The organism is Flavobacterium sp. (assembly GCF_028712645.1).
Classification (GTDB): Bacteria; Bacteroidota; Bacteroidia; order Flavobacteriales; family Flavobacteriaceae; genus Flavobacterium.
In genome coordinates this window covers 1-15,297 of sequence record NZ_JAQTPQ010000066.1, presented here as the reverse complement: position 1 = coordinate 15,297, position 15,297 = coordinate 1, and the positions used below count along the sequence as shown (strand labels likewise).

Annotated in this window: 10 protein-coding genes; 6 read left to right on the top strand and 4 right to left on the bottom strand. The window is 32.8% G+C overall.

What is annotated here, in order from left to right:
* The 4 genes from PHC28_RS06930 to PHC28_RS06915 form a co-directional block, all read left to right on the top strand.
* Positions 1-1,421: YfhO family protein (locus PHC28_RS06930; protein ID WP_300097631.1), on the top strand; the 1,421-nt coding region annotated here is incomplete at its 5' end.
* The gene (locus tag PHC28_RS06925; protein ID WP_300097630.1) at positions 1,411-1,587 is read left to right on the top strand and encodes a hypothetical protein; all 177 of its coding nucleotides are present in this window, start codon (positions 1,411-1,413) and stop codon (positions 1,585-1,587) included. The genes PHC28_RS06930 and PHC28_RS06925, both read left to right, overlap by 11 nt.
* Positions 1,577-2,884 carry a glycosyltransferase family 4 protein gene (locus tag PHC28_RS06920; protein ID WP_300097629.1) on the top strand — a complete coding sequence of 436 codons (1,308 nt, stop codon included), beginning with the start codon at positions 1,577-1,579 and terminating at the stop codon, positions 2,882-2,884. The genes PHC28_RS06925 and PHC28_RS06920 overlap by 11 nt, the downstream gene beginning before the upstream one ends.
* Before the next feature lie 16 nt (positions 2,885-2,900).
* Positions 2,901-4,397, top strand: coding sequence for an oligosaccharide flippase family protein (locus PHC28_RS06915; RefSeq protein ID WP_300097628.1), 1,497 nt, complete (start codon positions 2,901-2,903; stop codon positions 4,395-4,397).
* A gap of 125 nt (positions 4,398-4,522) precedes the next feature.
* Here PHC28_RS06915 and PHC28_RS06910 read toward each other — a convergent pair whose 3' ends face one another.
* From PHC28_RS06910 to uvrA, 4 genes are all read right to left on the bottom strand, one after another.
* Entirely contained in the window at positions 4,523-6,931 is a 2,409-nt protein-coding gene (locus PHC28_RS06910; RefSeq protein ID WP_300097627.1) for a thiamine pyrophosphate-dependent enzyme, read from the bottom strand.
* Positions 6,932-7,118: 187 nt separating this feature from the next.
* The gene (locus PHC28_RS06905; RefSeq protein ID WP_367278001.1) at positions 7,119-9,947 is read right to left on the bottom strand and encodes an aminopeptidase; all 2,829 of its coding nucleotides are present in this window, start codon (positions 9,945-9,947) and stop codon (positions 7,119-7,121) included.
* A 41-nt stretch (positions 9,948-9,988) separates the two neighbouring features.
* Positions 9,989-10,717 (bottom strand): TIGR00730 family Rossman fold protein, encoded by a 729-nt coding sequence (locus PHC28_RS06900; RefSeq protein ID WP_300097626.1) that lies wholly within the window; start codon positions 10,715-10,717, stop codon positions 9,989-9,991.
* Positions 10,718-10,906: 189 nt separating this feature from the next.
* Positions 10,907-13,762, bottom strand: coding sequence for an excinuclease ABC subunit UvrA (uvrA, locus tag PHC28_RS06895; protein WP_300097625.1), 2,856 nt, complete (start codon positions 13,760-13,762; stop codon positions 10,907-10,909).
* 102 nt (positions 13,763-13,864) lie between these two features.
* Here uvrA and PHC28_RS06890 point away from each other — a divergent pair, with 102 nt between their 5' ends.
* Together PHC28_RS06890 and PHC28_RS06885 are read left to right on the top strand one after the other, a co-directional pair.
* Positions 13,865-14,326 carry a plasmid maintenance system antidote protein gene (locus PHC28_RS06890; RefSeq protein ID WP_300097624.1) on the top strand — a complete coding sequence of 154 codons (462 nt, stop codon included), beginning with the start codon at positions 13,865-13,867 and terminating at the stop codon, positions 14,324-14,326.
* Positions 14,327-14,331: 5 nt separating this feature from the next.
* A complete protein-coding gene (locus PHC28_RS06885; RefSeq protein WP_300097623.1) occupies positions 14,332-14,973 on the top strand; it encodes a nucleotidyl transferase AbiEii/AbiGii toxin family protein in 642 nt (213 codons plus the stop codon).
* Positions 14,974-15,297 lie beyond the last annotated feature (324 nt).

The window sequence follows — 15,297 nt, the reverse complement described above, 5'->3', positions numbered from 1 at the left end:
CTGCTCCGGCCTACATTGGTATTGTCGTTTTCTTTTTGGGGATTTTGGCATTATTTACTGATAAACGGAAAATTAAATATGCATTTCTATCAGGAGCTATTGCAGCATTAATGCTTTCTTGGGGAAAAAACTTTCCTGCATTGACAGACTTTTTTATTGATACTGTTCCAATGTATAACAAGTTTAGAGCCGTTTCTTCGATACAAGTTATTCTGGAATTATGCTTCCCGGTTTTGGCAATTATGGGATTGCAATCCTTTTTTAATTTAGAAAAAGAAGAAAAATTTAAAGCTTTGTGGCAAACTGCTGCAGTTGGTTTTGGAATACTATTGACATTATTTTTATTGAAGGGTAGTTTCAGTTTTGCAGGAGCAAACGATAGTTATTACAGAGAAAGTTACGGACCTGGTTTTGTAGACGCGTTAAAATCAGATAGAATGACACTTTATTCAGCTGATTTGTTGCGTTCAGGGTTCTTTATTTTGCTTGTTGCTGGAGTATTGTGGTTGTTTGTTAAAAACAAATTGGCTCAAAACACAACGATAATTTTGGTTGGATTGTTGATGATTTTTGATTTGTTTTTTGTGGATAAGAAATATGTTTCTGCCAAAGATTTTGTTAGCGGAAGAGAAGTAGAAGTTCCTTTTCAGGAAACACCTGCTGATGCGCAAATTTTAAGAGACACGACTCACTACCGAGTTTTTGAAGTTTCTGGTAATTTATCAAGTGCCAGAACATCTTATTTTCATAAATCTATTGGAGGTTACAGCGCCGTGAAACCTCGAAGAATGCAACAATTATTCGATTACCAAATTGCTAAAAACAATATTGAAGTTTTGAATATGTTGAACGTGAAATACATCATTCAAACAGACTCGACAGGCAATTCGTTCCCTGTCCAAAATCCAAATGCTAATGGGAATGCTTGGTTCGTAAGTCAAATAAAATCTGTGAATTATGCAGATGAAGAGATGAAAGCATTGACTCATTTGGATTCTAAAAATGTTGTTCTTATAGGTCCAGCTGATGTTAGAGGTTCTAATTCTATTGCATCTCGAGGGATAAAAAATAATTTTTCCCCTGACAGTTTGGCAACAATTCAACTTGATTTGTATAAACCAAATCATCTAAAATATACTTCTAATAATTCAAATGATGGCTTCGCGGTCTTCTCAGAAGTTTATTATAAAAATGGTTGGATAGCAACAATAGATGGAAAAGAAACCACTATTTATAGGGTTGATTATACTTTAAGAGGATTGGATATACCAAAAGGAAAACATACCATAGAATTTAAATTTGAGCCAAAAGTGATTCAAACTGGAAGCACAATTACACTTATTAGTTCTATTGGAATGTTCTTATTATTGATTGGTGGAATTTATTTTGAAAGGAAGAAAGGAATTAGTGATGAAAAATAATTTAGACAACAAACACAATAAAGAACCAAATCAAAAAATCTTTGAGGAAAGGTTAAAAAAATTATTTGAGTTGATTGAGAAGTCAAGTGAATGGAAAAAGAATTACGAATACTTTCAACGTGCATCTGATGTTACAGAAAATTCAATTAGAGTAAGTGAAACATAATCAAAATAAACTTCTCATCATTACTTATTATTGGCCGCCAGCTGGAGGACCAGGTGTTCAGCGGTGGTTAAAATTCGTAAAATATTTACCCGATTTTGGTTTTCAACCTATCGTTTATATTCCTGAAAATCCGACCTACCCAATTGTTGATAATAATTTAGTAAACGAAGTTTCAGACAAGGCCGTTATTCTTAAAGGAAATATTTTCGAACCATACCAACTGGCTTCGTTTCTTTCAAAGAATAAAACCAAAAAAATTAGTTCTGGAATTATACCCAATCAGAAAAAACAATCTTTTTTAGACAAAGCATTTCTTTGGATTAGAGGCAATCTTTTTATTCCAGACGCAAGGGTTTTTTGGGTAAAACCATCAGTTGCTTTTTTGGAGAAATATATCTTAGAAAATGGAATTGAAACTATTATCACTTCGGGACCGCCACACAGTTTACACCTTATTGGATTAGAATTGAAACATAGATTGGGTGTAAAATGGTTTGCTGATTTTCGTGATCCTTGGACAACCATTGGTTATCATAAATCCTTGCGATTGTCAAATTATGCCGCTAAGAAACACAAATCATTAGAACATCAAGTTTTGAATTTTGCCGATACGATTATCGTGACAAGCAACACCACAAAAAAAGAATTTCAGGAGATTACGAGCCAACCAATTGCCGTAATTACTAACGGTTATGATACGGAAAATGTCGTAAAAGAAGCATTGGATTCTAAATTTTCTTTGGCACATATTGGTTCGTTTCTTTCGGAAAGAAACCCAAAAATGCTTTGGGAAAGTTTGGTGGAACTAATCAATGAAATTCCTGATTTTAAATCCCATTTAGAAATAAAACTAATTGGAGCAGTAAGTCAAGAAGTAATAGAAACGATTGCTCAATTTGGATTGAATCCGTATTTGAACAATTTAGGTTATGTTTCCCACTCCGAGGCGATAGCTCATCAAAGGAAATCCCAAGTGCTATTGCTTATTGAAATTAATTCCGAGGATACTAAAAGTATTATTCCAGGAAAATTATTTGAATATATGGTTTCCGGAAGACCTATTATTGCCATTGGCCCTATTGGTTCTGATTTTGCCGAAATCATAACCAATACAAACACTGGAGTATTTTTTGACTATTCTGAAAAGATGAAACTAAAAAGTGTACTTTTGGGCTTTTATAATCAATTCTTGGAAGGGAAACTACAATCGAATGCAGTAGGTTTACAACAATATTCGAGAAAGAGTTTGACAGGAAAATTGGTTGAATTAATAGCTAATCCTAAATCTAAAATCTAAAATCCTAAATCAAGTAATGGGAATAGTATTAAATCAGTCTTTTAAAAATACCATAATAACTTATATCGGTTTTGCGATTGGAGGTATTAATACCATTTATTTGTATCCTGTTTTTCTTGGTGCGACTTATTATGGATTATCTAATTATATACTTTCTTTCGCCAATGTTATAATGCCACTTTTTGCTATCGGAATGCAAAACACCTTAGTAAAATTTTACTCGCAATATAATACTGATGAAGAACGCTCTCGCTTTTTATCATTTACGGTCTTATTTCCATTACTATTAATTATACCAATAATATTAATAGGAATTTTTTATTATGATGAGATATTATTCTTTTTATCGAAGAAAAATGCAATTGTGAAAACTTATATTTGGCTCATTCCATTTATTGGGATTTGTATGGCGTACTTCGAAATATTTTATGCTTGGTTACGGGTTCATTTTCACTCTGTTTTTGGGAATTTTATAAAAGAAGTTGGTTTGCGTTCCGCCTCATTATTTTTATTGATAGGTGTTTATTATGATTGGATTACTGTTGAAGGATTTATTTATGCCACGGCTGTTGTATATCTATTAGCATTATTAGCAACTATGTTTTATGCGTTTAGTATTCAAAAACCGAACTTTCAATTTAAAATACCCGAAAACACCAAAGAAGTCTTAACTTATACATTCTATATTATTTTGTCTGGAAGTGTAGCCAATTTATTGTTGGATGGGGATAAAATTATGTTGAACCAATATAAAATAATCGAAAATATTGCCTTTTATTCAGTAGCGACTTATATTGCTTTGGTTATTTCAGTTCCCAGTCGTGCGATGCATCAAATTGTTTATCCTATTACGGCAAAACTAATGCACGAAGAAAAACACGATGAAATGGATGTTTTATATAAAAAAACATCAATAAATCTACAAGTTGTTGGTGGTTATGTGATGCTCGGAATTTTTGTTAATATTAATATGTTGTATGAAATAATTATTCAAGGACTCAAAAATCCCGCAGAGAAAGAACTTTACCTTAGTGGAATTTCGGTTGTTTTTATGATTGGAATTTCTAAATATTTTGACTTGATTTTGGGCAATAACAACGCTATTATATTTAATACTAAATATTACCGAACGGTGTTGTTTTTAGGCGTAGCTTTAGTCGCATTGACTGTAGTTTTAAATATGATTTTTATTCCAAGTTATGGAATTATGGGTTCGGCTTTTGCTACCTTGTTATCCATTACTATGTATAGTTTGTCTAAATTATTTTTTGTAGTAAAGAAATTAGATTTGTTTCCTTTTACTAAAGAAACTTTATATTCAGTGGTGCTTACGCTTGTTTTATTTTTGGTGTTCTACTTTTGGGAGTTTCCATTTAATCCTATAATTTCCATAATTTTAAAATCGATATTGTTGACCTTTGCCTATGTTTATCTTAATTATAGATTTGTAATTTCTATAGAAATAAATCAAGTTATTGATAAGACTTTGAAAAAGTTAAAAATTCTGAAGTAGTTTGAGTTCAATATAAATTAAGACAGTTTTTAAAAAAGTCAACCATTAAGGAATTAAGTTTCATTAAGATTTACTATGCTTAATGAAACTTAATTCCTTAATGGTTTTTAAGATTTAATGTTTTTCTAATACAAAACTGGATATTTCGATGGATTTACTTCGTTCATCATAGCATATATTTTTTCAAAAATATCTTCGATAGAGGGTTTCGAAAAGTAATCACCATCTGTTCCATAAGCTGGTCTGTGGGCTTTTGCTGTCAAAGTTTGTGGTTTACTATCCAATTGAATATAACCATCTTGATTTTCTAAAATTTGTTGCAAAATATAAGCCGATGCTCCGCCAGGAACGTCTTCGTCAATTACTAATAGTCTATTGGTTTTCGCAATACTTTTTACAATATCCTTTTTTACGTCAAATGGTAGCAGGGATTGTATATCAATTACTTCACAATCAATTCCTATTTCCATAAGTTCTTTTGCTGCTTCTTCAACTAATCGTAATGTAGAACCATAGGAAACCAGTGTAATGTCCGTTCCTTCTTTTATAGTTTCAACTTCTCCAATTGGTGTTTTGAATTCGCCATAATTCAATGGCATTTTTTCTTTTATACGGTAACCATTAAGGCATTCGATAACTAAAGCAGGCTCATCAGATTCTAACAAAGTATTATAAAAACCAGCAGCTTTAGTCATATTTCTTGGAACCAAAATATGAATTCCTCTCAAAGCATTTATGATCATTCCCATGGGAGAACCAGAATGCCAAATTCCTTCGAGTCTGTGACCACGAGTTCTAATGATTAAGGGTGCTTTTTGTTTTCCAACAGTTCGATATTGCAGGGTTGCTAAATCATCACTCAGAATTTGAATGGCATACAATAAATAATCTAAATATTGAATTTCGGCAATGGGGCGCAAACCTCTCAAGGCCATTCCTATTCCTTGTCCAATAATACTAGCTTCTCTAATTCCGGTATCAGAAACGCGAAGCTCTCCATATTTTTCTTGTAATCCTACCAATCCTTGATTTACATCGCCAATATTTCCTGCGTCTTCACCAAAGATTAATGCTTGAGGATATTTTGTAAAAAGAGCATCAAAATTGTCTCGGATTATCATTCGACCATCGGTATCTTCTTTGGCGTCTTTTGGATATTCTGGCAAGACTTTTTTTACTGAAAATACATTCGAACTGGATTCAGAAAATAAGTGATTACTGAATGTTTGTTGTGTTTTGTTTGTATAAGTTGTAATCCAATTGGATAATTCGGTTTTGCAGTTTTCGTTTAATACTAATCGTAATACTTTACGGGCGGTAACAATGATTTCCTTTTTTAAGGGGTTTTTTATAGTGTTTAAATTGGCTGCATATTTCAGGATTTTGTCTTTATTTTTACTTGAGTTAGCTGTTTTTTCAAGCAGTGCAACAAGTTCCTTTTGCTCATCGATAATTGGATTTATAAAAGTATTCCAAGCTTCATTTTTTGCTTCAGAAACTTCTTTTTTTACGGTGACATACATTTCTTCAAGTTCTTCTGGAGAAGCAATATTGATGGCAATCATCCACAATTTCATTTGGCGAATGCAATCAAAATCTTTTTCCCAAGCTAGTCGTGAAGAATCTTTATATCTTTCATGTGAACCTGAACTGGAGTGTCCTTGTGGTTGTGTTAATTCGTTAACATGAATCAATACAGGGATGTGTTTTTCACGGGCTAAATTGGCAGCTTTTTCATAAGTTGCAATTAAACTTGGATAATCCCAGCCTTTTACTTTTACTATTTCGATTCCATTGCTGTTTTCTTCTCTTTGGTAACCTTTTAAAATTTCAGAAATACTTTCCTTGGTAGTTTGATATTTTGCGTGAACAGAAATTCCATATTCATCATCCCAGATGCTCATTACGATAGGTACTTGTAGTACGCCAGCTGCGTTTATGGTTTCAAAAAAGACACCTTCAGATGTGCTTGCGTTTCCAATGGTTCCCCAAGCGATTTCATTACCATCAATTGAAAAATTGGATTTATTGGTAATTCCTGGTACATTTCTATATATTTTTGAAGCTTGCGCTAGTCCCAATAATCTTGGCATTTGTGCTGCTGTTGGAGAAATATCGGCACTTGAATTTTTTTGTTGGGTCAAATTTTTCCAACTTCCGTCTTCGTTCAAACTGTGCGTTACAAAATGACCACCCATTTGTCTTCCAGCTGACATTGGTTCTTTATTGATGTCGGTGTGACCATATAAACCAGCGAAGAATTGCTGAATCGTCAATTTGCCAATTGCCATCATAAAGGTTTGGTCACGATAATATCCTGAACGAAAGTCTCCATTTTTGAAGAATTTTGCCATTGCAAGTTGAGGAACTTCTTTTCCGTCACCAAAAATTCCAAATTTTGCTTTTCCAGTTAATACTTCTTTTCTTCCCTGCAAACTACATTCACGGCTAGTTATTGCTATTTTGTAGTCATTTAAAACTTCGGTTTTGAAGTCTTCAAATGTTAATGTGGGATTTATTTCTTCTTTTATCATAATTTAAAAGTATAACTTCGGTGGGCAAATTTAAATAAAAACTAACTGTTATCATAATTCATTGAAAGAAATACAATTTTATTTTCAATAAATAATATTCAGTATAAGGTGAATTTTTTGTTTTTAATTTATGTATATTTTGATTTTAGTAAAAATAATTCAATGAAAAACAATGTTTTAAATTAAATTAGAACCATTTTCGAGTAAAAAGTTTGATTAATCTATTAGGGTCAAGTGTTACAATAAATCTAATTTTTTCGTTGTAATTGTTTTGGGCTATTTCCCAACCGTTATTCGAATACAATGGGAAATACAATTCAAAATAATCTGTCAATAAACTCATTCGAATTCCTGCATCAAAAACAAATTTTCCATTTTGCTGTTTATTTTTTACAAAACCTATATCGCCATAAACATCAATCCAATTCCAAATAGTATAACTTCCGTTTAATGTGGTAATCCATTGGTTAGAATAGGGAGTGCTTAGCTTTGATTTGAATCCACCTTCAGCCCAAATAAATTCTTGACTTGCAAAACCTGTACTCGATGATCTACCTAAATAACCGTAATCAAAAAGATAATCGGTAGGTCTGTCTAGTGCAAAACTAAAAAAGTTAGAATTAGTGGTGTTATATATAAAACTACCAGCATACATCCGTAAATCTATTTGATGATTGTTTTCAAAAAGTTTTCTGAAATGTATTTCAGACGAAATTTTACCAAATTGATTGGAAAACTGCACATCACCCATAAAGCTTATATGATTGGTGACTTCGGTTTTTGTGTTGATATATTTGGCATCGAATATTGAATAATCTTGTAAGGAGTTGTCAGCAACAAAGGCACTTTTCTCTCGATTAACAATTATTTGACGAACATAAATAAATTGTTTTCTATTATCACGAAGATTTTCTTGTCGGATTTGCAATAAAACGGCTGGGTTTAACTTAAAATAAGTTGCATCTTGGGCATAATGAAAATAAGAAGCGTTGATAGAATACCTTACATTAAATAAATTGCCGTTTCTGTAATCATTACTTATTGCAAAAGAGGCTGAACCAATCATTTTATTCGAATTCAAGGAATACGATGGATTCAAATCAAAAATAAAAGGTTTATTTAATATGGTTTTATTATGGAATCGCATACCTGGCGAAAGTCCGTCATAAACATTATAGGGTAAAATGGGAGCGTATAAAACTTGGTTGTAATAAGGATCTTCTAAATCCTTCATAAAAACAAATTTTATGGGACGATTGTTTGGAAAAAAACCTTCTAATTTCTTCCAGTTATTTCTCAAATTATATTCAGGAACTTCATTTTTGTAGTTCAAAATAATTTTATCGGCATTTTTTCTATCTAATGTATAAAGGCTATCTCTAGTAGAATTGGCAAACCATTTTTTGAAAACTATCGTATCATTTTTAATACCATAAACTGGAATTGGAACGGAGACTCCTGTTTTATTTTTTAACGAAAAGGTAATGCTATCTTTAGTTTTTGAAACATTCGAAAACTTATAATCAATTATTTCTCTAGAGTGTATAATGGTATTAAAAAACCAGTTAATGTCTTTGTTTGTATTTGACTTCAGGATATTTTCAAAATCTTTTTCTGTAGTTTGACTTTTCTTGTTTTGCTCATAAAATTGCTCAATTCCATTGCTCACAGAATTGTTTTCAAGATAATCATCTAAATACATTAAACTTAATCCTGCACGATATTTACTGGCAATTTGCTCGTTAAATTTAATCAATGAATTTTTTGAATCTCCAAGCGGTTGGTCTAAGTTTTTTCGAGCCATAAGCATATAAAAATAGCTGTATTGCTCGTTAAAATCTAAATTCATTAGATTATAACTTTTTAATAATTTCATATTAGAAGCAGCGCCTAGCATTTTGCTTTCTGGGTGATGTTCTTCAATATATTTCATCATAGCATATATTTGAATGCCATCATAAATCCAGTTGTCTTTTCTAGGATCTAATCGCAAACTAGTGTTCAAATAATTGTTTAAATAGGTCTTCAAAAATTTTATTTCAAAAAGGAAATCATCTGAAAACGGACTAATAAATGAAGGTAATTGATTGAGTCCATAAAAAGGATTTCGCTCATAATCAACTTGAGAAACAGTGATTTTATCGTGTGGATATTTACCAATTAAGTCATTGGTAAAATTTGCAATTCTATCTATGATTATTGCTTTTTGAATGTCATCTACTTTCTCACTTTTTAGGTTTGTTACTACTTCAATCGAACTGTTTTTATAACTGCTAAAGCTGGATTTTGGTTCTAAGAAAAGACTAAAATCGGTTCTGTCGTTACCAGTTAATTTGTAAGTCGAAAAAGTATCTGTTTTGGATTGTAAAGTGCTATTTAAATCGGTGGTTATTTGTAAATTTTCAGGAGCTTTTAGTTCAATGTCAAAGTCCGAAACAGCATTGGCAATATCGTCTAAATTATTATTACTATGAGTAATAAAAACGTGATTTTCTTGTCGAGCAGGAGTAATAAACCAGTTTTTTAAGTTTATTCGACCATCATCAGAATAACCATATTTTGTAAATTTATCGCTAGGAATTTTTTCAATATAAGAAAGATGTAAAGTGATTTTTTGGTTTGGAGCTAATTTTTCTTTCAATCTTACTTCAATATAATCTGGATTTTTTTCGGTTCTTACCAAAGTAAGCAAATTTTTATCTGAATCACCTATAATAAGATTGTTTGTACTCCCGCGTTCTTCTTCTTTGGCTAGATGAAAACCTCTGTAAAACTCATCTGAAAAACGTTTGGCTAAAGGAGATGATTTTGAAGAATAAGCATTGTTCCAATCATTCAAAACAATAGAAGTCAGTGTGTCTTCCGTTTGATTGAAAAACACAATTTCTTGTTTAATAGTCAAGGTTTTATTTTTCGAATCTACTGCAACAATCATATTAGAATGATGTTGGGCATATTGTTTCACCGTTGTGAATAAAACTAGAATATAAAGAATATTTTTATAGAATGACTTCAATTATTTTTTTTAAAAGATTAAACATTATTGTATCAAAGTCACTAAAAATTCGGAGTTAAATCATACTTTTTGTAGAATTTATCCAAGACATCAACGACTTCGTCTTCAGTATCTACAATTTTAAATATTTCTAAATCCACAGCATTTACCGTATGTTCTTGCTCTACTAAAACTGATTTCATCCATTCAATTAATCCAGACCAAAACGCAGTTCCAACCAATATTATCGGGAATTTTCCAATTTTTTTTGTCTGAATTAAAGTAATTGCTTCAAACATTTCGTCTAAAGTTCCAAAGCCTCCTGGCATAACTACAAATCCTTGTGAATATTTTACAAACATCACTTTTCTAACAAAGAAATAATCGAAATTCAGGTTTTTATCTCGGTCAATATACGGATTAAAATGTTGCTCAAAAGGTAATTCAATATTCAATCCTACCGAAGTTCCTCCTCCTAGATGCGCTCCTTTATTTCCAGCTTCCATAATTCCGGGACCACCACCAGTAATGATTCCGTAACCTGCTTTACTGATTTTATAAGCAATTTTCTCAGCCAAAATATAATATTTATCTTCAGGTTTTTTTCTTGCAGAACCAAAAATAGTGACACAAGGACCAATTCGTCCCATATTTTCATAACCATTCACAAACTCGGACATAATTTTAAAAATCGCCCAACTATCATTAGTCCTTATTTCGTTCCAAGTTTTTCTTTTCAGTTTATCCTGAATTACTTTTTCTTCATCATTATCAAAATCTTCTAATCTCATTTTCGCGTTTTTTCAAATTTATTATCAACGGATTTTAATCCGTTACAAATGTTTTATTTTTCACATTTCCAACGGATTTTAATCCGTTGCTACAAAATGTTCCGTTCCTATGGAACTTGGTAATCTTGTTTCTTCAAAGAGCCGTAGGCTCGATTTATATTTTTAAAAAATTACTCCAGTTCTTTTTTACTAAACTAACTCTTTTTTCAAAAACTGAGCTGTATAACTTTTTTTATTTTTTATGATTTCTTCAGGAGTTCCTTTAGCAACTACTTCACCGCCACCTTTTCCACCTTCGGGACCAATGTCAATAATGTAATCGGCTAGTTTTATAACGTCCATATTGTGTTCGATAATCAAAATCGTATTGCCTTTATCGACCAGTTTATTGATGACTTCCATCAACACTCGAATGTCCTCAAAATGCAAGCCAGTCGTAGGTTCATCTAGGATATAAAAAGTATTTCCCGTATCTTTTTTCGATAATTCAGTTGCCAATTTAATCCGTTGCGCTTCTCCACCAGAAAGTGTCGTACTTTGCTGACCAAGAGTAATATAACCCAAACCAACATCTTGAATTGTTTTTACTTTTCGGTAAATCTTCGGAATGTTTTCGAAGAAAGGAACAGCTTCGTCAATCGTCATATTCAAAACATCTGAAATAGATTTTCCTTTGTATCGAATTTCTAAAGTTTCTCTGTTGAAACGTTTTCCTTGGCAAGTTTCGCATTCTACATAAACATCAGGCAAAAAGTTCATTTCAATCGTTCTCACGCCTGAACCTTCGCAGGTTTCGCAACGTCCGCCTTTCACGTTAAAACTAAAACGTCCTGCTTTATAACCACGAATCATACTTTCCGAAGTCATCGTAAACAGGTTTCTAATTTCGGTAAAAACTTCGGTATAAGTCGCCGGATTCGAGCGTGGCGTTCTCCCAATTGGGCTTTGGTCAATATCAATTACTTTGTCGATATGTTCCAAGCCTTCGATTTTCTTGTAGGGTTGCGGTTTTTTGACACCATTAAAATAATAAGCGTTCAAAATAGGGTAGAGGGTTTCGTTTATCAAGGTTGATTTTCCACTTCCCGAAACGCCTGTCACGCATATCATTTTACCCAAAGGTAATTCGACCGAAACATTTTTTAAGTTATTTCCGGTCGCCCCAGTCAGTTTTAGAAAATTTCCATTGCCTTCTCGGCGTTTTTTAGGAATCTCGATTTCCATTTCGCCGTTCAAATACGAAGCCGTCAAAGTGTGATCTTTCAAAATTTCGGCAGGCGTTCCTTTGCTGATGATTTCGCCACCGTGTTTTCCCGCTTTGGGTCCAATATCAATCACGTAATCGGCACGCAAAATCATATCTTTATCGTGTTCGACTACAATTACAGAATTTCCGATATCTCGCAATTGTTCCAAAGAATGAATCAATTTGTCATTGTCTCTTTGGTGTAAACCAATGCTTGGTTCATCCAAAATATACAAAACGCCCACCAACTGCGAACCAATTTGAGTTGCCAATCGAATGCGTTGTGCTTCGCCACCAGAAAGTGATTTAGAACTTCGGCTTAAAGCCAAATAATCCAAACCTACATTCATCAAAAAGGCTAATCTGTCCTTGATTTCCTTGATAACTTCAGTTGCAATTGTTTTTTGTTTATCAGAAAGATGGTTATTTAAATCCAAAAACCAAGCCGTTACATCCGAAATATCCATATCACACAATTCGGCAATATTCTTTTCATTGATTTTGAAAAATAAAGCTTCTTTTTTCAATCGTGTACCTTCACAAACAGGACATTTTACTTCGTCCATAAATTCTTTTGCCCAACGTTTGATTGTGGTTGAACCACTTTCGTCGTGTTGGTTTTTGATGAAATGTGAAATCCCTTCAAACTCAATTTTGTATTCTTTGGTCACACCCAAAACTTTGGATTCGACTGAGAATTTTTCTTTACCACCATTCAAAATCATTTCCATTGCTTCTTCGGAAATAGTCGAAATTGGATCTGTTAACTTGAAGTCATATTTTTGGCCAATGATTTCCAATTGCTTGAACATCCAACTGCTTTTATATTCACCTAATGGTGCAAAACCTCCTTTATTTATAGAAATTTTCGGATTCGGAATAATCTTTTTGATGTTGATTTCGTTCACTGTTCCCAAACCTTTGCAATGATCACAAGCTCCTTTTGGAGAGTTGAAAGAAAATAAATTGGGTTCTGGATTCTGATAGGAAATTCCGGTTGTCGGACACATTAAATTCCGACTAAAAAACCGAATTTCATTCGAATCTTGATCTAAAATCATCAACACATTTTCACCGTGATACATCGCCGTTTTGATGCTTTCGCTCAGGCGTTTATCCTCCCCAACCCCTCCAAAGGAGGGGCTTTTTAAGTCCGAAGTTATCTCCATTCTGTCAATCACTATCTCAATGTCGTGGGTTTTATAACGGTCGAGTTTCATTCCTGTTGTTATGTCTTTTATATCGCCATTAATACGAACTTTCAAGAAACCTTGTTTAGCAATTTGTTGGAATAATTCGGCATAATGTCCTTTTCTGGCTCGAATAATTGGTGCCAAAATATTGATACGTTTTCCCGCAAAATCTTGGGTAATCAATTGCTTGATTTGCTCGTCGTCATAGGAAACCATTTTCTCGCCCGTGTTATAACTATAGGCATCGGCGGCACGAGCATATAATAATCGCAGGAAATCATAAATCTCGGTAATCGTGCCAACAGTAGAACGAGGACTTTTGCTGGTGGTTTTTTGTTCGATGGCAATTACAGGAGAGAGTCCATCAATTTTATCGACATCAGGACGTTCTAAACCACCCAAAAATTGTCGGGCATAAGCCGAAAAAGTTTCTACATAACGGCGTTGTCCTTCGGCATAAATCGTGTCGAAAGCCAAGGACGATTTTCCAGAGCCTGAAAGTCCCGTAATAACTACCAGTTTTTCTCTTGGAATTGTTACGTCTATATTTTTTAGATTGTGCACTCTCGCACCCAATACTTCAATGTTGTTATCGTTTTCTAGCATAAATTTTGGCAAAACGCAAAGTTACAACAATTGATTTTAGATTTTGGATTTGTTGTAAACTTGATTTCTTATTATGTAAACAATTTTGTTTATATTTGTGGTATGAAAACAACATTTGAAATCATAAAAGGGGTTCATCCAGGAAAAATCGTCGAGCGAGAATTGTTGAAAAAGAACATCAACAAAAGGCAATTTGCTATTTCCATAGGCGAACATCCGCAAACATTGGGTGCAATTCTAAAAGGTACTCGAAGAATGAATGTGGAATTATCACTTAAAATAGAAGAAAAATTACAACTTGAAGAAGGTTTTTTGATGACTTTACAAGTTTATTTTGATATAAAACAAGCCAAGAAAAAAAATCAACAAAAACCTGATATTTCTAAATTGAGCAAAGTTTTATTTTGGGATACAACCTTTGATAAAATTGATTGGGAACTTATGAAAGTTGCGGTAATTAAACGCGTTTTTTCAAGAGGAACAGAAGAAGAAAAAGAAGAAATTACCCGTTTTTATGGAAAGGAAGTTGTGGATAAAATCAAATTATTAAAACATCAATTATAATTATTTTGAAAAATTTGCATTGGAATACGGTTTCTCCCTTACTTAAAGAAATTCTAATCGATTTGATGCAGGAAGAAATTTTCTCGTCGTTTCGACTGGTTGGCGGAACGGCTTTAAGTTTGCAAATTGGTCATAGAATGTCCGTTGATATTGATTTGTTTACCGATGCGGATTATGGATCTATTGATTTCGATCGTATCAAAAATTTCCTGAAAAATAAGTATGCTTTTTATAGTTCAAGTCCCATAGATATTGTGGCTTTTGGAACTTATTTTAAAATTGGTTATTCTGAAAAAGATTGCATAAAGTTAGATTTATATTATACCGATAATTATGTTTTCGAAGAGCTTATTATTGATGTTGTTCGAATGGCAAGTATTGGAGAAATTATCGCTATGAAACTAGATGTCGTTTTACGTGGAGGAAGGAAAAAAGACTTTTGGGATTTGCATTATTTCTTGAATACAATACCCCTTGGAGATATGATTTCGTACTTTCAAAAACGCTATCCACATAATGACGACTATTCAAAAATCAAACAAATGCTAATCGATTTTACTGCTGCGGATTTAGATTTCGAACCCAATTGTTTGCTTTCAAAAAACTGGGAACTCATTAAATTAGATTTTATGGAAAAATCTTTATAAAACCCGAAAGCCCGGTAATCACGATCCCTTTCTCCCGAGGAATGCGGACGACTCTATTTTTTAGATTGTGTACTCGCGCACCCAATACTTCAATGTTGTTATCGTTTTCTAGCATAAATTTTGAGCAAAACGCAAAGTTACGGTTTTGGTTTGTTCTTTACTATTGAAAGGAATTCTTTTGGGGGTTTGTAATAGATTTTTTATATATTTGAAAAACAATGTGGCATATATTTATTAGTTTGCGTAATGCGCCAGAAGAAGATAAAAAAAATGGAAAATAAATTTGAAAAAATGCAAAGAATTGCTGGAGTTAGTACAAAAATG

Excerpts from the sequence above, each read along its gene's own strand:
- PHC28_RS06925 (WP_300097630.1), top strand. The coding sequence starts at position 1,411 with ATGAAAAATAATTTAGACAACAAACACAATAAAGAACCAAATCAAAAA.
- PHC28_RS06915 (WP_300097628.1), top strand. The coding sequence starts at position 2,901 with ATGGGAATAGTATTAAATCAGTCTTTTAAAAATACCATAATAACTTAT.
- PHC28_RS06910 (WP_300097627.1), bottom strand. The coding sequence starts at position 6,931 with ATGATAAAAGAAGAAATAAATCCCACATTAACATTTGAAGACTTCAAA.
- PHC28_RS06900 (WP_300097626.1), bottom strand. The coding sequence starts at position 10,717 with ATGAGATTAGAAGATTTTGATAATGATGAAGAAAAAGTAATTCAGGAT.
- uvrA (WP_300097625.1), bottom strand. The coding sequence starts at position 13,762 with ATGCTAGAAAACGATAACAACATTGAAGTATTGGGTGCGAGAGTGCAC.
- PHC28_RS06890 (WP_300097624.1), top strand. The coding sequence starts at position 13,865 with ATGAAAACAACATTTGAAATCATAAAAGGGGTTCATCCAGGAAAAATC.